The organism is Bacillus sp. FSL P2-0069, from assembly GCF_038593315.1.
Classification (GTDB): Bacteria; Bacillota; Bacilli; order Bacillales; family Bacillaceae; genus Bacillus; species Bacillus safensis.
In genome coordinates, this window is the sequence record NZ_CP151984.1 from 2,578,454 (window position 1) to 2,600,116 (window position 21,663).

A 21,663-nucleotide genomic window follows, 5' to 3' on the forward strand; every position below is an offset into this window, starting at 1 on the left:
CCTACATATTTTAACATAAAGCACCCTGCCTGCTTTCAATAAATTTCATTTTCCGTACAAAAAAAGCGCTGGATGCTTCCATCCAAACGCTTCTCATTTATTCATTATTTATTTTTTCGTGCAAGCTCTCTTTCTCTCAGCTCTACACGGCGAATTTTCGCTGACGGTGTTTTTGGCAGTTCGTCAATGAATTCGATTTCTCTTGGGTATTTGTATGGTGCTGTTGTGTTTTTCACATGTGTTTGCAGCTCTTTGATCAATTCATCACTTTGCACAGTTCCATCACGAAGGACGACGTATGCCTTCACGATTGATCCTCTGATTTCATCCGGGCTTGCCACAACTGCACATTCCTTCACTGCTGGATGCTTGATCAGCGCATCCTCTACTTCAAACGGTCCAATTGTATAGCCTGAGCTGACAATGATGTCATCTCTGCGGCTTTCAAACCAGAAGTACCCATCTTCGTCTTTTTTCGCGCGGTCACCCGTAATAAAGTAATTTCCGCGGCGCTGCGCCTTTGTACGCTCTTCGTCTTTATAGTATTCCTTAAATAAAGCCGGCGTTTCAAGATGGACCGCAATGTCACCAATTTCTCCAGGTGCGCAGACGTTTCCATCCTCATCAATGATATCTACTTCGTTGCCAGGGGTTGGTTTTCCCATACTGCCTGGCTTGATGTCCATTCCTTTTAGCACCCCTACGAGCAGTGTGCTTTCAGTTTGGCCATAGCCGTCTCGTACTTCTATATCGAAATGCTTTTTGAATGTATCAATGACTTCACGGTTCAGCGGCTCTCCCGCAGAAACAGCACTATGCAGCTTTGGCAGCTCGTACTGACTTAAATCATCTACTTTTGCCATAAAGCGATATTCTGTCGGTGTACAGCATAGGACATTGATTTCATTTTTTTGAAGCAGCTCTAAGTATGTATTTGGATTGAATTTCCCTCCATACACAAAGCCTTCTGCTCCACTTCCTAACACAGATAAGAGGGGGCTCCACACCCATTTTTGCCAGCCTGGTCCTGCTGTTGCCCATACTTTATCTCCTTCACTAATGGAGAGCCATGCTTTTGCAGCTGTGCGTAAATGTGCATACGCCCATCCGTGTGTATGAACAACCCCTTTTGGGTTCCCTGTTGTACCTGATGTGTAGGATAAAAACGCCATGTCTGTGCGCTTTGTATCTGCCAATTCAAGTTCGTTTGATTGCTCTTCTTTTTGCGCTAGAATGTTTCTCCAGCCATGATCGTTTTCACCGATTGAGAATGTTTTAAAATCGTTTGGCTGTTTGGTTCCGTCGAACGATTGAATGAATGAAGAGTAAACGATCGCTCCCTTTGCTTCTGCATGTTCAATTCGATAATCTATATCTTTTGCACGCAGCATTTCTGAACAAGGAATCACGACCATTCCTGTTTTCAAAATCGCTAAATAAATGCTGTATGCCTCGAGCATGCGCGGCACCATCACAATGATTTTATCGCCTTTTTTGAAGCCTGCTTTTAATAAAACATGTCCAATTTTATTTGCCTCTTCCACTAATGCTGCATACGTCACATGCGCTTCGTGGCCATTGCCGTCCTGCCAGTGCAGGGCCATTTTCTCCTTGTCATGACTGAACGCTTCAATCTCGCTGACTAAGTTATATTGTTCTGGTGCAATTAAGTCTTCTCTTTTCATGGTACAGCTCCTTTTAGCCTCTTTCTTATGAAACGAAACATGTTTCAATTTACCTATTCTAACACTCATAACTGAAAAATGCTTGAATTAGGACCTACTCCTAGTATTATGCCATAATTTTTTTCATCCGTCTTCTTTTTTAAAAATATTCTAACTATTTATATGTACAAAAAGAAAAGAGCGGGAAGGATCCCGCTCATAAGCCATAGCTTTTAAATTGTGTGTCTTAGAAAGATCCGCCACCCATATGTTGTTGAGCGTAAGATACAAGACGCTTAGTGATTTCTCCACCAACTGATCCGTTAGCGCGAGATGTAGTTTCTGCACCAAGGTTTACACCAAATTCAGAAGCGATTTCGTACTTCATTTGGTCGATAGCTTGTGCAGCGCCTGGTACTAGTAATTGGTTAGAACTGCTTTGTCTGTTTTGTTGAGCCATGTGTTCTCACCTCCTTGTGAATATAGAATGTGTAGAAACACATGACTTCATGCCATTGATTTTATGGTAATTATTATGAAATTTTCGTTTTAGAATAAATCAGCGAATTCGTCTGCCGCTTTCTTTTCATTTGTCACAATAATTGTTTCAATTTGCTCTACTGCCTCGTCCAGCATCGGCTCGAAATCAGCAAAGCTTTCGTAGCGTTCTACCTTCTCAAGCTTTGGTTTTGTTTTAGGGGACGGCGGCGTAAAGATCGTACAGCAATCCTCGAAAGGCTGAATGCTTGTATCGTATGTGCCAATTCTTCTCGCTTCATCAATAATGTCATTTTTATCGACAGCAATGAGCGGGCGGATGATTGGTGTATTGGTCACATGGTTAATGGCATACATGCTTTCAAGTGTCTGACTTGCCACTTGACCAAGGCTTTCTCCGGTAATAATCGCAAGGGCATCGCGCTTTTCTCTTATTTTGTCAGCTATTTTCAGCATCATTCTTCTTGTTGATGTCATCGTATAGTTTTCAGGTACTTGTTTATGAATCAGCTCTTGAATTTTTGTAAAAGGTACGATGTGAAGCTTCACTTCGCCTCCATATGCTGCCAGGCATTCTGCAAGATCAATGACCTTTTGTTTGGCACGTTCACTTGTATACGGCGGACTAAAGAAATGCACAGCTTCAATTTCAATTCCGCGTTTCATTGCTTGATAGCCGGCAACCGGGCTGTCAAAGCCGCCGGAAAGCATGAGCATCGCTCTTCCGCTAGAACCGACCGGCAGGCCGCCTGCACCTTTAACATCTTTAAATGTAATGTACGTTGCGTTCTCTCTGATTTCTATGCGTAAATGCACATCCGGCTGTTTCACATTGACCGTTAAGTTTTCCGTATTCCTTAGAACATGTCCGCCAATTTCACGGTTCATTTCATTTGAATCAAGTTCAAATTGTTTATAAGAGCGTTTCGTTGAGACTTTAAATGTATTTCCTTGTTCATACACTTCCTGTACCGCTGTTAGTGCCGCTTCTTTAATCGCATCTAGATTCGTCTCACATTTAACCGCAAGACTAAAACTCTGAATGCCAAATACACTTTTGAGCTGTTCTGAAATTGGTTCAGGGTCTTCTCCGTTCAGCATAATCGTGATGCGGTCTCTATCAGATGCAACCTTTAATGCTTCAAAATCCTTTAAGACGAATCGAATGTGCTGTCTTAGTTTTTCAATAAATTTCTTTCTATTCTTCCCTTTTGTTGAGATCTCACCAAAACGGACTAAAATATGATCATATTTCATGCTGTTATCTCATTCCTTTTAATTTTTTCACACTTTGTGCGATCGATGTGATGATTTGCGGCGTTAGCTCTGGTCCTTGTCCATACGTTAAGCTGATTCTCATACTGCTTTTGGCTACTTCCTCTGGTTTTCCCATTGCCAGCAGGACACGGCTTGGCTCTTTTTTCTTAGCTGAGCAGGCAGAGGTTGTAGAAACATATATGCCTTCTTTTTCAAGCATATGGAGGAGGACCTCAATTTGAATACCCGGCACTGAAAAATTCACAATGTGCGGCGCACTTAGCGCCTGCGGTGTGTTCATCACAATACCTTCTATGTCTCCAAGCTGTTTTTGCAGCTGCGTTTTTAAGTTCAGCATCTCATCATGATACTTGTCAAGCTGTTCAAATGATTGTTTCATGGCTTTTGCTAAGCTGACAGCTCCAGCAGGGTTTTCAGTACCTGAACGAAGCCCTAATTCCTGCTCTCCCCCAGTAATGAAAGGGGCGAGAGTGACATCTTTCTTTAAAAAGAGTGCTCCAGTGCCTTTTAAACCATGAATTTTATGGCCTGACATTGTCAAAATGTCTACATCCAGCTGTTTATTGAGTGCCACCTTGCACATTCCCTGCACCCCGTCGACATGAAAAAGTGCGTTTTCGGCATGCTCGCGAATAATGCCAGCAGCTTCTTCAATTGGCTGGATGGCACCGGTTTCGTTATTGACGTGCATCATGCTGACAAGCACTGTATCAGGGCGAAGCACTTCTTTTAAATGAGTCATATCTGCATGGCCATGCTCATTTACTTGAATATAGGAGATGTCAAAGCCAAATAACGCCTTCAGCTGTTCAAACGATTCAATAACAGAAGGATGCTCTATTTCTGTGGTCACAATATGCTTGCCCCGGTTCATTTTGGCAAGTGCTGCCCCTTTAATGGCAATGTTATTCGCTTCTGTTGCACCAGAAGTAAAAATAATCTTATATTGTTTCAAGCCCGTGTAGTGAAGCATTTGTTTTCTCGTTTCATTTAACAGCCGGCTTGCATCAATTCCGAGCTGATGAAGCGAAGATGGATTTCCAAAATAACGTTCACTCACTTGCTGATATACTTGTAAAACCTCAGGGTACGGTTTTGTGGTTGCACTATTATCAAGATACATCATGGCGAAACTCCTTATCCTCTTGCGTTTAACTAATATGATCCGAATTCCTTTTATTTCAATATAAAGCGGTATATTGACAACCTCATCAATTCACTATATCATGCATAGTGCCATTGTCATATTTTTTCCTAAATTGACAGAATATTTAAACATGGCGGAAAAATAAAATAATAGGGGGATAACCTTATGAATAATAAGTTAAGTCAAACAGACACATTAGCCATCGGCTTAATGTTGTTTGCACTCTTTTTCGGCGCAGGCAATATGATATTCCCTCCTGTACTTGGACAGTACGCAGGTGAAAACGTATGGCTTGCGATCGGTGGATTTTTACTGACAGGAGTTGGACTTCCGCTCTTAGGTGTCATCGCCGTTGCCCTGACAGGAACTGGTGCAAAAGGGCTTGCTGACAAAGCTCATCCAACATTCGGTACCATTTTCACCGTCATTTTATATTTATCCATTGGGCCTTTCTTTGCGATCCCACGTACTGGAACGGTTTCTTATGAAATTGGGCTGGCGCCGTTTCTGACTGAAGCGCAGTCTGAATCATGGATTCCATTATTCTTGTTTTCGATTGCTTTTTTCGGCATTACTTATGCTCTTGCTTTAAATCCATCGAAACTCGTTGACCGAATCGGTAAAATTTTAACACCAATTTTACTCGCTGTCATTGCTTTAATTGTGATCAAAGCGATCGCGACACCAATGGGTGGAATTGGCAGTCCGCATCCAACCTATGAAGGAAGCCCGCTGTTTACCGGCTTTTTAGAAGGCTACAAAACGATGGATGCTCTTGCTTCGATCGTTTTCGGAATTGTCGTTGTCACGGCTGTGAAAGAGCGCGGTATGACAGATCGTAAATCGATTGCCGCAGCCTGTATTAAAGCTGGGCTTGTCGCAGCTGCTGGACTAGCTCTTGTGTACATATCACTCGCTTATGTCGGAGCGTCAAGTCCTGAGGCTACAGGCATGGTCGGGGCAAATGAAGGCGGAAAACTCCTTTCGCTTGCGGCGAACTTTTTATTTGGTTCTGCTGGTAATATTGTGCTAGGGGCTGCGATTTTATTTGCATGTTTGACCACAAGTATTGGACTGGTTTCATCCTGCGGGGAATATTTCTCTTCACTATTTCCACGCTTTTCTTATCGTACAGTTGTTTTAGTTGTATCTTTATTCAGTACAGTTGTAGCAAACCTTGGACTGGCACAAATTATTTCGCTCTCTGTTCCGGTTCTTGTTGCGATTTATCCGTTAGCCATCGTGATCATTCTCTTATCTTTTCTTGATCGCTGGATCAACGGAAGACGGATTATTTATATCGCTTCACTCATTTTTACAGGTATCTTTGCCGTAATCGACGGGTTAGTGGCAGCGAAGATTCCTCTTGGCGGATTAAATAAAATTTTAGAAGCTACTGTTCCTTTATACAAACTTGGGATCGGCTGGGCCATCCCTGCCGTACTTGGAGCCATTATTGGTCTTCTTATTTCTTTGTTTACGAGTCCACCTAAACAGCCTGCTTAATCAAGCATCAAAACTAAAAACATCCCTTTCCATAAGAGAAAGGGATGTTTTTTTATGTTCTTCATATACTAAAATAGAAAAATTCATGACTTTTGTATGAAAACACATGTTGACATCAGGCGTACATCCTTTATAATTAGTGAATGTTAATGAAGAACCGTTTTAGCAGCTAATTAACAGAATATTTCAACATAATATTGGAGGCTTTATATTCAATGAAGGCAACATTGTCGACGAAAGATACGATTATTATAGGTTTTATGTTATTTGCTTTATTCTTCGGCGCCGGAAATATGATTTATCCACCAGAGCTTGGGCAATATGCCGGAACAAATGTATGGAAAGCAATGGGCGGATTTTTATTAACAGGTGTCGGTTTACCTCTACTCGGGATTATTGCAATTGCTTTAACAGGGCGTGATGCAAAAGGACTTGCAGATAAGGCTCACCCAGTGTTTGGAACAGCATTCACCGTCATTTTATATTTATCCATTGGACCGCTTTTCGCTATTCCGCGTACAGGAACGGTTTCGTATGAGATTGGCGCATTACCATTTTTATCAAGCGTACCAGCTTGGCTGTCTCTGCTTTTATTTACACTCGTCTTTTTTGGTATTACGTATTACCTTGCTTTAAATCCAACGAAAATCGTGGATCGTGTAGGTAAAATTTTAACACCGATTAAATTTACGATTATTTTTATTATCATTGTAAAAGCCATTTTGACGCCGATGGGCGTGATTGGTACACCAGATGTATCTTATAGCAACGGATCGTTTTTCAAAGGATTTTTAGAGGGCTATAAAACGATGGATGCTCTTGCTTCTATTGTATTTGGAATTGTTGTCATCAACGCGATTAAAGGACGCGGTGTGACAAGCAAAAAGGCACTGGCTTCTGCTTGTATCAAAGCGGGTTTGATTGCAGCTGCTGGATTAACCTTCGTTTACCTGTCGCTTGCGTATCTAGGCGCTTCTAGTACACATGCCATTGGATTCGTTGGAGATGGAAGCAAAATCTTAGCTCAGTCTTCTCAGTTCCTTTTCGGCAGTCTAGGAAATATTGTGTTAGGTGCTGCCATCACAGTCGCTTGTTTAACAACAAGTATCGGTCTTGTCACATCATGCGGAGAGTATTTCTCAAAGTTACTTCCTAAACTTTCTTATAAAATGGTCGTGACACTTGTTACATTATTTAGTTTCATCATTTCTAACTTTGGACTTGCTCATATTGTTGCTTTCTCTGTTCCAGTCTTAACAGCGATTTATCCGCTGGCGATTGTGATCATCGTTCTATCACTTGCTGATAAATGGCTTGGACATAGAAGACCAGTATATGTCCTCTCGTTAATTTTAACAGGGTGCATCAGCTTATTTGACGGCTTAGCAGCAGCAAAGCTTCCAATCGGTCCAGTAAAAGACATTTTCCAAACAGTGCTGCCTTTTTATGACCTTGGCATTGGCTGGCTTGTCCCTGCGATACTTGGGGTCGCCATTGGGTTCGTGATCTCACTTTTCACTTCTTCTACTTCAGAAGAACGCCAGAAACAGGCATCATAATACAAAAAAAGCTGAAGTCCTATCAATGGACTTCAGCTTTTTTATTGATGCTGATATTCTTTTTCGTGCTGAGCTAATAGCTTCTGAACGGCTCCAGGTGATGCTTTTTCAACAGCTGCTGCTGCTACATCAAATGAACCATTATAATCGTACGCATAAAATCTTCGCTCTGCCTCTTTTAGTTGTTCTGAAAGAATATGATTTTGGCTTCTAAAACGATTGCCATATTGAATGATTCGTTCAATTTGATCCACTTTAGTGAGCATTTCTTCCGTCTCATTCACAACATGTCTCACTGTGTTGGACGCTTCTTTTAATTGCCCATTCACAGCTGGCATGTTGAGCGGCAGGTTCTCCAGCTGCTCGTGCACTTGCTGAATCATCTCCTGCGCTTTTTCAGCCTGCTCTTTCATATCAGCAGGTATACCTGGAATATTGCTTTTTTGCAGCTGACGCACTGTATCTGTCAGCATCGTTTTGAGCTCAGCCAGCGTTTCTCTCGCTTGCAGCTCTTCTTTTCTTAATGATTGAAGATGATCCTTAAATGTATCATGCAATGCTTTTGCATCATCGATAAAGGTCTCAAGCTGATTGATTTCATTCATTAATAATGAATATGCGACATGGTCACGATCAAGCTTCTCGCGAATTTGTTTCATGAGCTTTTCAATTTCTTCTAAGCGTTTTTCGAACGCCTTCTGTTGATCAAGCTCTCCGGCTGTCAGTTTGTAGCTTTCTTTTACAAGAGCTGTTTCTGCCTTTGTTTGGGTGTGATCCTGCTCGAGCTTTTCAAATGCTTCCGTCAGCTCAGGCATTTTACTTTTGATTTCCTGACCTGCTTCTACTTCCGCTTCCAGCTGATCATACAGCGTCTGAATGGCATCATCAATCATTTGCAAAATGCTTGATGCTTCTTCCAGATTGAGTTCATCAATCAGTAGTTTTTCCGCACGGGTCAGCTGTTTGTTTAAGTTCTCCAGCTCTTTTGTCATTTGAATGTGTTCCAGCTTGTAGCCTTTGTCTGTCATTTCTTTATATCCGTCTTTCAGCTTCGTCAGCTGGCCTGGTACGGTTTGTTTGCAGTCTGCAATGAGCTTCGGTACATCATTGATATACAGCTGAAGCTGGTCGAGTCTGCGGTCTTGCTCAAGCAAAATCTTTCTTGCTTTCATATAGTTGCCGTTTTCTGTCTCTTCTTCGTACTGCTTGATCCCTTCCCAGGCCTCATCTAAGTCCTGCTCCATTTTGTCATAAAGGGTGCCGTATAAATGGCTGTACGCAAGCAGATTTTTTCGAACTGTTTGATATTGTTCTTTGACCTTTTCAATGTCCCTGCGATTTTGCTCCTCGCTTGTGACAAGGTCTGCAATCTCTTTTAAAATGTCTTCAATGTTCGAATCAGCAGCACTCAGCAAGTCCTCAATGTGCGTAAGAACCTGCTTGGCTTTGGAGAATCGATATTTATCAGAATACTCTTCTGCATCATATAATAGCTCCTCTACCTTTGGAAGATGGGCTGTGACGATATCGTCCCACTCTGCACGCCATCTTTCAAAAAATTGCTCTGTTTCTCCGGTCATTTTTAAATGTTTGATCTTTGAAATTTCTTCTACAATTGATCTGTTTAAAATTTCAATTTTCCATGCTTCCAATCGGTCAATCTCTTTATATATATTTTTTCGCAGAAAATAACCGACTGAAAACAAAGCAAGCAAAATGACAATTAAACCGATGATTAACTCCATAATGAGCCCCCTTGTTGTGATCTAAGTGATGTCAGGGTAAAAGTGTCCCGAGTAGACCTGAGAACCCTTTCGTGTCCGCTTTGCATTTGTTTTTTTATAAGCAGGATCGTATGTTTTCCAATACCATCCATTCACGGTTTTATGTATGTTTTTTCAAGAAAGTATTTGTGCGCTTTCTATCATTTGATCACACGTATCAATGTGACCTGCTTTTATGTATGCGGAAGCTGTCGTTTTCATTGTTATTATGATACCATGTAACCAGCATTTTTGGTCATGATTTTTCATTATTTTCGCTGATAAACATCACGTTTTTCAAAATATCGACAAGAGGTGACGACATGCTGAAACAAGATGCACATCTACATACACCGTTTTGCCCGCACGGTTCGCTTGATTCTTTTCATTCTTATATTGAAAAAGCCATTAAAAAGGGATTTGATTCCATAACCTTTACCGAGCATGCCCCGCTGCCTCCATCGTTTCAAGATCCAACACCTGAGCAGGATAGTGCCATGAAGCTCCAAGACCTTGAAGCGTATATAACGAAACTGGCTCAGCTGAAACAAGAATACAAAGGACAATTAATAGTAAAAACTGGGCTTGAGGTTGACTTTATCAAAGAGTATGAAGAGGAAACAAGAACCTTTTTAGACTGCTACGGTCCGGAACTAGACGACGCCATTTTATCTGTTCACTTTCTTCCTGCTGGCGATGATTATATTTGCCTTGATTTTGACGAGCATGCCTTCCAGCAGCTAATAAGCATCTATGGCAGCATCGAACAGGTCTATCAAAGCTACTATGACCAAATTCATTCTTCTATTCTATCATCTTTAGGCCAATATAAGCCAAAGAGAATCGGTCATATCACCCTTGTCCAGAAATTCAAACAGCTTTTTCCATATGAAATGTCACCTGAACTTTGTCAAAAGGTCACCCTTTGCCTTGAAGAAACGGCAAAAAAAGGCATGTCCTTAGATTTTAATACATCAGGTCTTCGTAAAACATATGCCAGAAGTATCTATTTAGATCAATGGATGATAGACCTTGCAAAAAAGAAAAAAATTCCGCTCATATTCGGCTCTGATGCCCATCAAGCGGAAGATCTCGGATATGCGTATGATCAATTCGAGGACATCATGAGGTTCAGATGAGAATCTAGTGCCGGCTCTTTTGGTTCTAACAGATAATGAAGCGAGCGGCTCAGCTCCTTAAAGTACATTTGATAGAAATACGGCTCACTTGGGTTCAAATAAAGCACCTCTGTTAAATATTGCGGCTGTAAATATGGCATCATGAGAAGTGATTTTAGCTGAATCATAAAGGATGCGAGTGAAAGCTGCTCACAAATGACATGGGTGCTTTTTCCTTTTTCAATGATAAGCTGAAACAAATACTTTTCTTTTGTTAAATATGTCGACATGATTTCTCTGATGAGTGTCGAATCAATCGTCACCTCCCGATAAACGAAACGGGTTAATTGACGGTGCTTGTGCTGATAAGATAAAATATCAAAAACCACATGTAGTAAGCATTCTTTTGCATGACGGGTTTCCATGTGATGGAGATGTGATTCAATCATGTGAATGTAACCTTCATAAAAATCGGATACGAGCTGCTCAAGCAGCCCTCCTTTTCCTTGAAAGTAATAAGAAATGTGGGCAACGTTGACGTTTGCTTCCTTCGCAATCTCACGGACAGAGGTTCCAGAAAATCCTTTTTGGTTAAAAAGTCTGATGGCAGCATCCATAATACGGTCTTTTGTTTGCACGGTTGTTGATGTTTTCATCCGCTCACCCCTCTTCATGTGTACATACTTCAAGATGAAGGCGGAAGTTCCTTTTACAATTGCTCGACAAATCCCACATGCGAGACGCAAGTTATGTATTTTTAAGATAGAAAGTAGGAGATTTTCATGTTTCATGTCGAAAAACAGTCTGGCGATCCTTCAAAAGACTATCAATTGCTTGTCAAACAGGTAGAAGCCATTACAGATGGTGAACCTGATCTGATTGCCAACTTGGCAAATGCAGCTGCGCTGCTCTATCACTCACTTCCTGAAGTCAATTGGGCAGGGTTTTATTTAGCAAAGGGCGGCGAGCTTGTGCTTGGACCATTTAACGGACTGCCTGCATGTGTGCGCATCCCTTCTGGAAAAGGCGTTTGCGGTACAGCGTTTGCGACAGGTGAAGTGCAGCGTATCGCTGATGTCCATGCATTCCCTGGACATATTGCCTGTGATGCCGCATCGCAATCTGAAATAGTCATTCCGCTCAAGGTCAATGGACAGATCATTGGGGTGCTCGATATTGACAGCCCTGTGAAAGACCGCTTCAGTGAAGTAGATGAGTCCTACCTTATTCAATTTACAGAAATTCTCCAACAGGCGTTATCCGTCTCTACGGATGCGTAATCATGCAGAAAAAGCAGGCACATTGTCTGCTTTTTTATGTTTCTTTATATAATGGAGAACGTCACCTCTGCCTCTAAATAGGTTGACTTCTCCTACCCAGCGTCATATAATAGAGTTTGTGTGAAATATGGCAGCCTTTTTGTTCGGCTTTTTTGTATCATTTTGTTCCTTCTATATTATGAAGGTGCATCTTGTAACTCCCTGCTGCTGGAGCGAGGATGCATGAAAACATAATGACGAAAAAGAGGAAGAACAGACGGTTTTTATTTTTCACAAATAAAAACAATAAGGAGGAGTCACATTATGGCTCGCTATACAGGTCCAAGTTGGAAGATTTCCCGCCGTTTAGGCATTTCATTAAGCGGAACAGGTAAGGAACTTGAAAAACGCCCTTACGCTCCAGGCCCACATGGTCCAGGACAACGCAAAAAACTATCTGAATACGGTTTACAATTACAAGAGAAACAAAAGCTTCGTCACATGTACGGTGTCAACGAACGTCAATTCCGTACACTATATGACAAAGCTGCTAAACTTCCTGGTAAACAAGGTGAAAACTTCATGATTCTTCTTGAAACTCGCCTTGACAACCTAGTATACCGTCTTGGCCTTGCTCGTACTCGCCGCCAAGCTCGTCAGCTAGTAAACCATGGTCACATCCTTGTTGATGGAAGCCGTGTAGACATCCCATCTTTCTCTGTGAAACCAGGTCAAACGATTGCTCTTCGTGAGAAATCTCAAAACCTTGCAGTAGTGAAAGAATCAGTTGAAGTAAACAACTTCGTTCCTGAATACCTTTCTTTCGATGCTGAAAAGCTTGAAGGAACTTTCACTCGTCTTCCAGAGCGTTCTGAATTAGCGCCTGAAATCAGCGAACAACTAATCGTTGAGTTCTACTCTCGTTAATTTCATTACTTCTCTAAGAGAGAGCAAACAAACCCTAGATCCCTTGATTGTTCAAGGATTTCTAGGGTTTGTTGTATGTTCTCAATTATACATGAAATCATTTGAAGTCATCTTCCATTTTCAACACTTATTTTCCCCGGCTGCCTGCTCCATTCTTACTTCAATCAAACCTGTCTCTATTTTTATATACAAATATAGGAAACATTTCATTGAAGTGCCTTTTATCTATTGGTACAATCATGATAGATGACACATCAGTCGTATGGTCTTCTATAGTACTTAGATGGAGGAGTTCCATGTATAGTATCACGATCATTCTATTCTTACTTTTAACCTTATCAGTGATTGCCTATTCTCTTCTAAGAAAAAAACAGATTATCGATGAGCCGCCCAATAGATTTGCTGCAAGTCTGTTTATCTTTCTGCTCTTTTTTTCTATCTGCTTTGTGATCGCGGTTCCAAGTCTATTGCTATACATCACTGTTCTAGGCGTGAATTTTCTTTTTGGAGAAACCATCACGTATGATTCGTTTTTTTCTTTGATCTCTTTCTCTTTGTTAGTGAGTGTTATCGTCGTTTTTTGGTCACCTGTCCTTCTATTCATAGGAAAAGGACTGGCTTATCTCCTTAAACTTCCTATATGGCTCACTTATGCTTTGGAATGGGTTAGTTCTTGGATCGTTTTACATCTCTCTATCAAGTATGTCCTTTACTTAAATTTAATGAATGTATCGATAGGGGATTACGGCGTATTGATTTTATCATTCTTTGTCAGTTTTTTATTTATTGAAATTGATCTCGTTTACTCACGTAAGAAACAACGAAAACAATCGCTGGACACATATACTTAGCATGAAAAAAGCTCCTAGATCTCTTTCTAGGAGCTTTCAAACTTTTATTCTTGACTTGTCCATTTTGCGATGAGCTGCTCTGTTGTCATGACAGTCGCAAATTCATCATGCAGGGTTGCAAGTGAGAGCCGGTGGATCGTTTCTGGGTCAAAATATGTACCATTTTGATCTGTTAGTCCAAAGGCGGCTGTTGCATCTGAGATCAGATACGTATCAAAGCCAAGATTTCCGCTCATTCTTGTGGTTGTTGATACGCAGTGAGGGGTTGTTAATCCTGCAATGACGACCGTGTCAATCTGGTTTGATCTTAGATGTTCCTCTAAGTTAGTACCAATAAAGCTGCTGTTGACTTTCTTTTGTATCACCATTTCTTCCTCTAGCGGTTTAGCCATATCTTTGAAAAGGTGCCCTTCATTTGCTGGATGAAATACAGAGTCCGGATTGTCGGATGTATGCTGAATATGAATCACTTTCCAGCCTTTCTCTCGCCAAAACGTTAATAGCCGGCTAATATTCTCCTCTGCCTCTAGGTTATTGCGTTCTCCCCATTTTTCATGCTCGAACGCTTTTTGTACATCTACAATGATGAAAGCCTTTTGATTCGTTTTCACAAACGCCCACCTCCGAATATTCACATTCACTACATGTAGTGTAAGGAATGGCGATCGTTTTGTACATGTTTTTATTCAGCTATGTACGATGGTCTGTTTCTGTATCATCATTTTGCCACCCTTTTCAATATCTCTAGCTGCCATATGCCAGCTGACATCAAAAAAGACAGCATATGCCGCTGTCTTTTTTCGTTTTTTAATTCGTATTTTGTCCTCCGCCGTTCAGTCCTTCTTTAATATACCCTTTCACTTGGCTTGAGGTTAATAGACCGATATGACCAACGCCATGGATCAGGATGTTTCTTGCGCCAATTAAACGAGAGAGGCTGTTGACGACAATAAGATCTGCTGAGCTATAGACGGATGTGTAAAGAATTTTTTGATTTGGATCTGTGCCTGGTAATGCTCTGCTTGAAACGAGTCCGTTTGCTCCACCAATTGTGACAACGTTCTCAATTTTATCGCCGCCATCTAGATTCTTGATATAGTATAGCGTGTTCGCTCCGCCCATACTATGAGCCACAATATCTACTTTTTTGGCACCCGTTTTGTCTAACACATCTTTGACGAATCTCGATAGACGCGGACCATTGTTGCGGTTATTTCCTGTTTTGTCTATGAAATCAATAGCATATAATTGGTTTCGATCCCAGCCTTGTGTGGCCAAATAACTTTTAATAGAAAAAAAGTTATAAGAGGCACCGCCAATGCCGTGCACCATCACAACCGGATTATGCTCAGCCGCCTTCGCCTCTTTCGGCTGGATAAACGCCATTGAACCAATCACCAATGCAAGCGCAATGAGAATTTGCAAACTCCTTTTCTTAACAAAAATCACTTTCATTCCCCCTTATTCATCTTATACGACTCTATTTTATACAAGAAAAATATGTCAGAAAAGTGAACAAGGTAATGTTTATGAGATGATTTTACAAAAATATAAATAATCAAAAAGCACCTTGGACTTTTTTAAATTAAAACAAAAAGACTACGAGACCCACTTTCTTTCATATATAATGTCAATAGACAAAAGGAGGTTCTACTAGATGCTTTTTACTCAAACACCTGCACCACCCTACTACGCCGCGATTTTCACATCAAAACGAACAAATGTCGAGCAGAAAGAATACGCTGCTGCTGCTCAAAAAATGGAAGAATTAGCGAAAGATCTAGATGGGTTTCTTGGAATGGAAAGTGTACGAGATGAATATGGTGTTGGAATCACTGTCTCTTACTGGGATTCATTAGAAGCCATCAAAGAATGGAAAGCACATACAGCACATCAGCGTGTTCAAAAAAAGGGGAAAAAAGATTGGTATGAATCCTATACAACCCGAATTTGTAAGGTAGAACATGCTTATACAAACAAAGATTCTCTCCTTGAACAAGAAGCAGACGAATGAGCTACTTCTACATAAAAAAGAAAAGCACTTCAATGTATACGAACATTTGAGGTGCTTTTCCATGATGCTTACTGTTTCATACTTTATTTATACGTCACGAGGAAGTATTTCTTTTTCCCTCTTCTTAAAACGGTAAATTGGTTTTCAATTCGGTCGTCAGCGGAAAGAACATAATCTTTATCTGTTTGTCTCTCTCCGTTGATGGAGACAGCACCATTTGTGATATCTTCACGTGCTTGACGCTTTGATGGAGACAGCTTTGATTCCACAAGGATATCGACTAGTGTTAATTCTTCTGTGCTGCTTTTCTCCATTGATGGAACATCCTTAAAGCCTACTTTCACTTCTTCAGCTGTAAGAGATTTGATCTCACCTTTGAATAGTGCATTTGAGATGTTAACAGCCTGTTCTAGTGATTCACGGCCATGTACAAGTGTTGTCACTTCCTCTGCTAGACGGCGCTGCGCTTCACGCTTTTCAGGTGCTGTTTTCACTTTTTCTTCGTACGATGCGATCTCTTCTTTTGATAAGAACGTAAAGTATTTTAAGTATTTCACGACATCACGGTCATCTGTGTTGATCCAGAATTGGTAGAACTCATATGGAGACGTTTTTTCTTTATCTAACCAGATGGCGCCGCCTTCTGTTTTACCAAACTTTGTGCCGTCTGCTTTTGTGACAAGCGGCATCGTCAGACCAAATGCTTTTGCCCCTTCTGCTTCAGACTTACGGATCAGCTCAAGTCCAGATGTGATATTTCCCCACTGGTCACTACCGCCGATTTGCAGCTTACAATTTTCATTTCTGTAAAGGTTTAAGAAGTCTAAAGACTGCAGGATGACGTAGCTGAATTCTGTGTAAGAAATCCCTGTTTCGATACGTGAGCTCACGATATCTTTTGCCAGCATGAAGTTTACACCGAAGTTCTTTCCAATATCACGAAGGAACGTGATGACATTCATTTGGCTGATCCAGTCGTAGTTATTCACGATGACGGCTGGATTCTCGCCTGCTTCAAAATCAAGAAATTGAGACAGCTGTCCTTTGATTTTTTCTGACCACTGTTCGACGATTTCTGCTGGGTTGAGTGAACGTTCCGCTTTTTTGAAGCTAGGGTCGCCGATTAGTCCAGTTGCGCCGCCAACAAGAGCAATCGGATGATGACCTGCTTCTTGGAATCTGCGTAATGTTAAAATTGGCAATAGATGACCAATGTGTAAGCTGTCAGCTGTCGGATCAAAGCCGGAGTATAGTTTGATTTTTTCTTCTGCTAATAATTTTGTTAAACCTTCTTCATCTGTTTGCTGCTGGATTAATCCTCTGAACGATAGCTCTTCCATCAATTGACTCATTTCCAAATCTCCTTTTTTTACAATTCAACAAAAAAACGCCCCTTCGAATGAACGAAGGGACGATATATATCGCGGTACCACCCTGCTTAAAAGACAAAAAATCTCGTCTTTTCACTTACACTGATAACGGACAGATCCGTTCTTTCACTAATCAGGGCATGCTCCTTTTCGTAAAAGCGGTTCGTGAGGGTAATTCGAATATCTCTTTGTACTGACTCGCACCAGCCGTCAGCTCTCTTCAACAGGGAAAGATCATTCTACTGAATCTCAGTCAAAACCTTTTCATATTCAACTAATGTCATTTTTAACACACTTTTGATATCAAGTCAACTGATGAAAAAATTTAATCTTCCATTGTCGAAAGGTCGCCAGCAGGTAAATTCAGCTCCCACGCCTTTAGCACACGTCTCATAATTTTTCCGCTTCTCGTTTTCGGCAGTTTGTCTTTGAACTCAATTTCTCGCGGTGCCGCATGTGCTGCGAGTCCTTTTTTCACAAATGTACGAATCTCTTCTTTCAGCTCATCTGTCGGCTCATATCCGCTTCTAAGCGCTATAAATGCTTTAATAATTTCACCGCGGACCGGATCTGGCTTTCCAATGACACCAGCCTCCGCAATAGCTGGATGTTCGACCAGTTTACTTTCCACCTCAAATGGACCGACCCGCTCTCCTGACGTCATGATGACATCATCGACACGTCCCTGGAACCAAAAGTATCCGTCTTCGTCCATATAAGCTGAATCTCCTGAAACATACCAATCTCCCGGCATAAAGTAAGATTCATATTTTTCAGGATTGTTCCAGATCGTATGCATCATAGAAGGCCAGCCTTTTTTAATCGCAAGGTTGCCCATCCGGTATGGCGGAAGTTCATTTCCTGCATTATCAACAATCGCTGCTTCTACGCCTGGAATCGGTTTTCCCATCGAACCTGGCTTGATGTCCATGCATGGATAATTACAAATCAGCTGTGCTCCGGTTTCTGTCATCCACCAAGTGTCGTGAATCCGTTTGCCAAAAACAGCATCTCCCCAGCGGATGACTTCTGGATTAAGCGGCTCTCCCACACTTAAGACATGGCGGAGCGAGCTGAGGTCATATTTTTGAATGAGATCATCCCCTGCCCCCATGAGCATTCTAAAGGCGGTCGGGGCACTGTACCAAACGGTTACACCGAGTGATTCAATGGTTTCATACCACGTATCAGGATTAAACCGGCCGCCTAAAATCACATTCGTTGCCCCATTTAACCACGGTGAAAAAATACCGTACACTGTGCCTGTAACCCAGCCTGGATCAGCTGTACACCAGTAAACGTCATCTTCTTTCAAGTCTAGCACCCATTTACCAGTCTGACCTTGCTGGACCATTGCACCATGGACATGAAGCACACCTTTTGGCGTACCAGTAGATCCTGATGTGTAATGAAGCAGAAAGCCGTCTTTTTCATCCATCCATTCAATCTCAAGCTCCTTTGCTGCCTCCTCAAACGCCTTTTCATAGTGAATTGTCCGCACGCCATCGACGTCTTCGTTTTCACCGCCGACAATGATGACAGATTCAAGCTTCGGAAGCTCTGCAAATGGAATTCGCTCAAGCAAATCTGGTGTTGTCACGATCACCTTTGCCTCACTATTTTCTAAACGGTCTTTGACGGCACCTTCCATAAATGCCTCAAATAATGGGCCAACGATCGCTCCAATTTTAACTGCACCAAGCAAAAGAAAATAGAGCTCAGGTGATCTTGGCATAAAGATAAACACGCGATCCCCTTTTTCTACATGTGCCTTTTCTCTGAATAGATTCCCCGCTTTGTTTGTGTTGATTTTCATATCCCTGAACGTATATTTTTCATCCCGCTGTGAATCTTTGTAGTGAAGCGCCACCTTGTTCTGACGAAACGAGTCCGCATGTCTGTCAATCGCTTCATAGGCTGCATTTATTTTTCCTGTTTCATACCAGGAGAAGTTTTTTCTAGCTTCCTCCCATGAAAAATCTTTGTATGCCTGCTCATAATCATTTAAATGATAATCCCCTTTTACTGATGGTAGCGTTTCCAATTTCATCAAACAGTCCCCCTTTGCATACGTTTACAATGACCATTATAGTATAGATGACTTTTTTTCTCAATTTTTAAAAAACTTCTGATGAAACCGTTTTAATTATTGCAAGTTTTAAGATAGAATAGAGACGACTCACTAGAATTAGGGGCGGTGGATACGTGGAGCATCCTAAAACTTATTATTCAAAAACCATTGAGCGCGAAACAGGTTCCATCCTGGTTGAAGGACCGGTACCTGCATCAGAGCTTGCGAACTATACGTTTCATGAAGGACTAACGGCATTTCGCACGCCTGAGGAACAGAAACAAGCACTTGTTGAAATAGCAGATCTTCCAGAAGGACGTATTATCATTGCAAGAGCGAATGAGCTTGTCGTAGGCTATGTCACGTATTTGTATCCTGATCCACTTGAGCGCTGGTCAGAGGGCAAAATGGACAATTTAATTGAGCTTGGCGCGATTGAGGTCGCTCCTCCATTTAGAGGATGCTCACTTGGCAAGCATTTGCTTGATGTGAGCATGATGGATGAGCAAATGGAGAATTACATCATCATTACAACTGAATATTACTGGCATTGGGATTTAAAGGGGACAAAGAAAAACGTTTGGGAGTACCGCAAAATGATGGAGAAAATGATGAACGCAGGCGGTCTTGTCTGGTTTGCAACAGACGAGCCAGAAATCAGCTCACATCCAGCCAATTGTTTAATGGCCAGAATTGGGAAACATGTGAGTCCTGATTCGATCGAGCGTTTCGATCGTCTTCGCTTCCATCAGCGTTTTATGTATTAACGTTCAATTCGTTTTTTTGGCAAAGGGGATTGGTAAACAATGATGATTGAACAAATTATGGAGCGTGATGTGATCACGCTGCGAAAAACCGATACGATTGAAGAAGCCATTCAAAAAATGAGTGCACACCACATCCGGCATATCCCGATCGTATCTGATCAAGGGTCTGTCATTGGGATGGTGACAGATCGGGATATTAAAAATGCCAGTCCAAGTATTTTTGAAACAGAGAAAAGGAAGCTCTTTATTCAGCGGCCAGTAGAAGAGATCATGGTATTAGAGACGATCACTGCTCACCCGCTTGATTTCGTTGAGGAGATATCAAGTGTCTTTTTTGAGCACGGAATTGGCTGTCTTCCAGTGGTGAGACGCGGCAAGCTTGTAGGCATTATCACAAAAACAGATCTGCTTCGTACGTTTGTAAGACTGACAGGTGCAGATCAGCCTGGGTCGCACTTAGAGGTTGAAGTGGAGCAGATGACAGAAAGCCTCGCAGATATTACAGCCATTTTAAAGGAGCAGCATATTCAAATGCTGAGTGTGCTCGTGTACCCGCATGCCAATGAGGCATCTAAAGTGCTCGTATTCCGCCTTCAAACCATTCATGCAGATCATGTGACGAAGCTGATTCGCGCAAAAGGCTATAAAGTGCTCTGGCCTATGGAGCAGACGATCAAATGAAGGAAGCGACCTTTGTTTTTTCACCATCTTTTCAAACGTACCAATTTAACCAAGATCATCCCTTCAATCAGCTTCGTGTCTACTTAACTTATGATCTACTTCAAAAAATGAAGGCGTTAACAGAGGATGAAATCGTTGCACCGCGTATGGCTACTCTGGAGGAATTAAAGCTCGTCCATACAGCAGATTATATCCAGGCTGTGCAGCGGGCAAGTGAAGGAAAGCTGTCTACGGCAGAGGGTGAACGGTACGGTCTTGGCACTGAAGATACACCGATGTTCGCAGGCATGCATGAGGCGGCATCTCTCCTTGTTGGCGGAACATTAACAGCGGTTGACCAAGTGATGCTCGGTCATTCGCAGCATGCCCTCAATCTCGGCGGCGGGCTTCACCACGGATTCAAAGGGCGTGCATCTGGCTTTTGTATTTATAATGACAGCTCTGTGGCGATTCAATATATTCAAAAGACATATGGCGCTAGAATTTTATATATTGATACGGATGCTCATCACGGCGATGGTGTCCAGTTCAGCTTCTATGACGACCCAGAGGTATGTACGGTGTCCATTCATGAAACGGGACGCTACTTATTCCCTGGAACCGGACAAGTACAGGAAAGAGGCCACGATAAAGGCTATGGCTATGCTTATAATATTCCACTAGATGCATTTACGGAAGATGAATCGTTTCTCGAAGCATACCGAACAGCAGTGACTGAGATTGCTGCTTTTTTTAAACCAGATGTGATTTTGACGCAAAACGGGGCAGATGCACACTACTATGACCCGTTAACTCATTTATCTGCCACCATGAAAATATATGAAGAAATTCCTAGACTTGCTCATGAGCTTGCACATCAATATTGTGACGGCAAGTGGATCGCTGTTGGCGGAGGGGGATATGATATTTGGCGCGTCGTTCCAAGAGCGTGGAGCCGCATTTGGCTTGAGATGAAAGGCATTACACCGCCAGATGAGCTCCCTCAGGACTGGATTCAGGCATGGAATAAGCAATCGCCTGTTACCCTTCCACCTACATGGAAAGATCCTGACGATTTATATCCACCGATCCCAAGAAAAGCAGAAATCACAGAAAAAAATGCACAAACAGTAGAAAAAGCACTTATGCCTGTTAGAAGAGAAAAGAAAAAGGCATAAGAAAAGCAGGCTTTCCCTCATGAGGTAAGCCTG

The 21,663-nt window shown here is 41.8% G+C and carries 20 protein-coding genes and 1 other annotated feature; of the genes, 10 read left to right on the plus strand and 10 right to left on the minus strand.

The genetic code is table 11. The features are described 5' to 3' along the window. Positions 1–104 precede the first annotated feature (104 nt). From NSQ34_RS13175 to NSQ34_RS13190, 4 genes are all read right to left on the minus strand, one after another. Complete coding sequence (locus tag NSQ34_RS13175; protein ID WP_065214526.1) at positions 105–1,685, minus strand: acyl--CoA ligase; 1,581 nt, start codon at positions 1,683–1,685, stop codon at positions 105–107. Positions 1,686–1,911: 226 nt separating this feature from the next. Next, positions 1,912–2,124, minus strand: coding sequence for an alpha/beta-type small acid-soluble spore protein (locus NSQ34_RS13180; protein WP_024424829.1), 213 nt, complete (start codon positions 2,122–2,124; stop codon positions 1,912–1,914). An 89-nt stretch (positions 2,125–2,213) separates the two neighbouring features. After that, positions 2,214–3,419, minus strand: coding sequence for a tRNA uracil 4-sulfurtransferase ThiI (gene thiI, locus NSQ34_RS13185; RefSeq protein WP_034279564.1), 1,206 nt, complete (start codon positions 3,417–3,419; stop codon positions 2,214–2,216). Between the two features lie 4 nt (positions 3,420–3,423). Then, the gene (locus NSQ34_RS13190) at positions 3,424–4,566 is read right to left on the minus strand and encodes a cysteine desulfurase family protein (RefSeq protein ID WP_144496311.1); all 1,143 of its coding nucleotides are present in this window, start codon (positions 4,564–4,566) and stop codon (positions 3,424–3,426) included. Between the two features lie 186 nt (positions 4,567–4,752). On the opposite strand from NSQ34_RS13190, the gene brnQ (NSQ34_RS13195) reads away from it, so the two are divergent. After that, complete coding sequence (gene brnQ, locus NSQ34_RS13195) at positions 4,753–6,093, plus strand: branched-chain amino acid transport system II carrier protein (protein ID WP_111926311.1); 1,341 nt, start codon at positions 4,753–4,755, stop codon at positions 6,091–6,093. A gap of 215 nt (positions 6,094–6,308) precedes the next feature. After that, positions 6,309–7,652, plus strand: a complete 1,344-nt coding sequence (gene brnQ, locus NSQ34_RS13200; RefSeq protein WP_176966873.1) for a branched-chain amino acid transport system II carrier protein — start codon at positions 6,309–6,311, stop codon at positions 7,650–7,652. Positions 7,653–7,693: 41 nt separating this feature from the next. Here the strand turns inward: brnQ (NSQ34_RS13200) and ezrA are convergent, their stop codons facing one another. Beyond that, entirely contained in the window at positions 7,694–9,397 is a 1,704-nt protein-coding gene (ezrA, locus tag NSQ34_RS13205; protein ID WP_176966872.1) for a septation ring formation regulator EzrA, read from the minus strand. A 341-nt stretch (positions 9,398–9,738) separates the two neighbouring features. On the opposite strand from ezrA, the gene hisJ reads away from it, so the two are divergent. Further along, complete coding sequence (gene hisJ, locus NSQ34_RS13210) at positions 9,739–10,554, plus strand: histidinol-phosphatase HisJ (RefSeq protein ID WP_034279551.1); 816 nt, start codon at positions 9,739–9,741, stop codon at positions 10,552–10,554. Here the strand turns inward: hisJ and refZ are convergent. Continuing rightward, a complete protein-coding gene (gene refZ, locus NSQ34_RS13215) occupies positions 10,524–11,189 on the minus strand; it encodes a forespore capture DNA-binding protein RefZ (RefSeq protein ID WP_024426169.1) in 666 nt (221 codons plus the stop codon). The genes hisJ and refZ overlap by 31 nt on opposite strands. Before the next feature lie 126 nt (positions 11,190–11,315). On the opposite strand from refZ, the gene NSQ34_RS13220 reads away from it, so the two are divergent. From NSQ34_RS13220 to NSQ34_RS13230, 3 genes are all read left to right on the plus strand, one after another. Continuing rightward, positions 11,316–11,813 carry a GAF domain-containing protein gene (locus NSQ34_RS13220; protein WP_061109481.1) on the plus strand — a complete coding sequence of 166 codons (498 nt, stop codon included), beginning with the start codon at positions 11,316–11,318 and terminating at the stop codon, positions 11,811–11,813. Between the two features lie 303 nt (positions 11,814–12,116). Then, positions 12,117–12,719 carry a 30S ribosomal protein S4 gene (gene rpsD, locus NSQ34_RS13225; protein ID WP_024424838.1) on the plus strand — a complete coding sequence of 201 codons (603 nt, stop codon included), beginning with the start codon at positions 12,117–12,119 and terminating at the stop codon, positions 12,717–12,719. Between the two features lie 296 nt (positions 12,720–13,015). Continuing rightward, positions 13,016–13,570, plus strand: coding sequence for a hypothetical protein (locus NSQ34_RS13230; RefSeq protein WP_268417679.1), 555 nt, complete (start codon positions 13,016–13,018; stop codon positions 13,568–13,570). A 44-nt stretch (positions 13,571–13,614) separates the two neighbouring features. Here NSQ34_RS13230 and NSQ34_RS13235 read toward each other — a convergent pair whose 3' ends face one another. Further along, positions 13,615–14,181: a cysteine hydrolase family protein gene (locus NSQ34_RS13235; RefSeq protein ID WP_268417675.1), complete on the minus strand. Its 567-nt coding sequence runs from the start codon at positions 14,179–14,181 to the stop codon at positions 13,615–13,617. 196 nt (positions 14,182–14,377) lie between these two features. After that, entirely contained in the window at positions 14,378–15,019 is a 642-nt protein-coding gene (locus NSQ34_RS13240; RefSeq protein ID WP_152031913.1) for a triacylglycerol lipase, read from the minus strand. A 208-nt stretch (positions 15,020–15,227) separates the two neighbouring features. On the opposite strand from NSQ34_RS13240, the gene NSQ34_RS13245 reads away from it, so the two are divergent. After that, complete coding sequence (locus NSQ34_RS13245; RefSeq protein ID WP_268417669.1) at positions 15,228–15,584, plus strand: antibiotic biosynthesis monooxygenase; 357 nt, start codon at positions 15,228–15,230, stop codon at positions 15,582–15,584. A gap of 83 nt (positions 15,585–15,667) precedes the next feature. Here the strand turns inward: NSQ34_RS13245 and tyrS are convergent, their stop codons facing one another. Continuing rightward, positions 15,668–16,936, minus strand: a complete 1,269-nt coding sequence (gene tyrS / locus NSQ34_RS13250) for a tyrosine--tRNA ligase (RefSeq protein WP_034279538.1) — start codon at positions 16,934–16,936, stop codon at positions 15,668–15,670. A gap of 52 nt (positions 16,937–16,988) precedes the next feature. Next, positions 16,989–17,220, minus strand: a binding site (T-box leader). A 59-nt stretch (positions 17,221–17,279) separates the two neighbouring features. Continuing rightward, positions 17,280–19,004, minus strand: a complete 1,725-nt coding sequence (gene acsA / locus NSQ34_RS13255) for an acetate--CoA ligase (protein WP_025092287.1) — start codon at positions 19,002–19,004, stop codon at positions 17,280–17,282. Between the two features lie 155 nt (positions 19,005–19,159). On the opposite strand from acsA, the gene NSQ34_RS13260 reads away from it, so the two are divergent. The 3 genes from NSQ34_RS13260 to NSQ34_RS13270 are packed head-to-tail and all read left to right on the plus strand — an operon-like array spanning position 19,160 to position 21,630. Next, a complete protein-coding gene (locus tag NSQ34_RS13260; protein ID WP_034279534.1) occupies positions 19,160–19,792 on the plus strand; it encodes a GNAT family N-acetyltransferase in 633 nt (210 codons plus the stop codon). 39 nt (positions 19,793–19,831) lie between these two features. Then, the gene (locus NSQ34_RS13265) at positions 19,832–20,473 is read left to right on the plus strand and encodes a CBS and ACT domain-containing protein (protein ID WP_034279532.1); all 642 of its coding nucleotides are present in this window, start codon (positions 19,832–19,834) and stop codon (positions 20,471–20,473) included. After that, positions 20,470–21,630: an acetoin utilization protein AcuC gene (locus NSQ34_RS13270; RefSeq protein ID WP_024424850.1), complete on the plus strand. Its 1,161-nt coding sequence runs from the start codon at positions 20,470–20,472 to the stop codon at positions 21,628–21,630. Before NSQ34_RS13265 ends, NSQ34_RS13270 begins: the two co-directional genes overlap by 4 nt. The last annotated feature ends 33 nt before the right edge of the window (positions 21,631–21,663 follow it).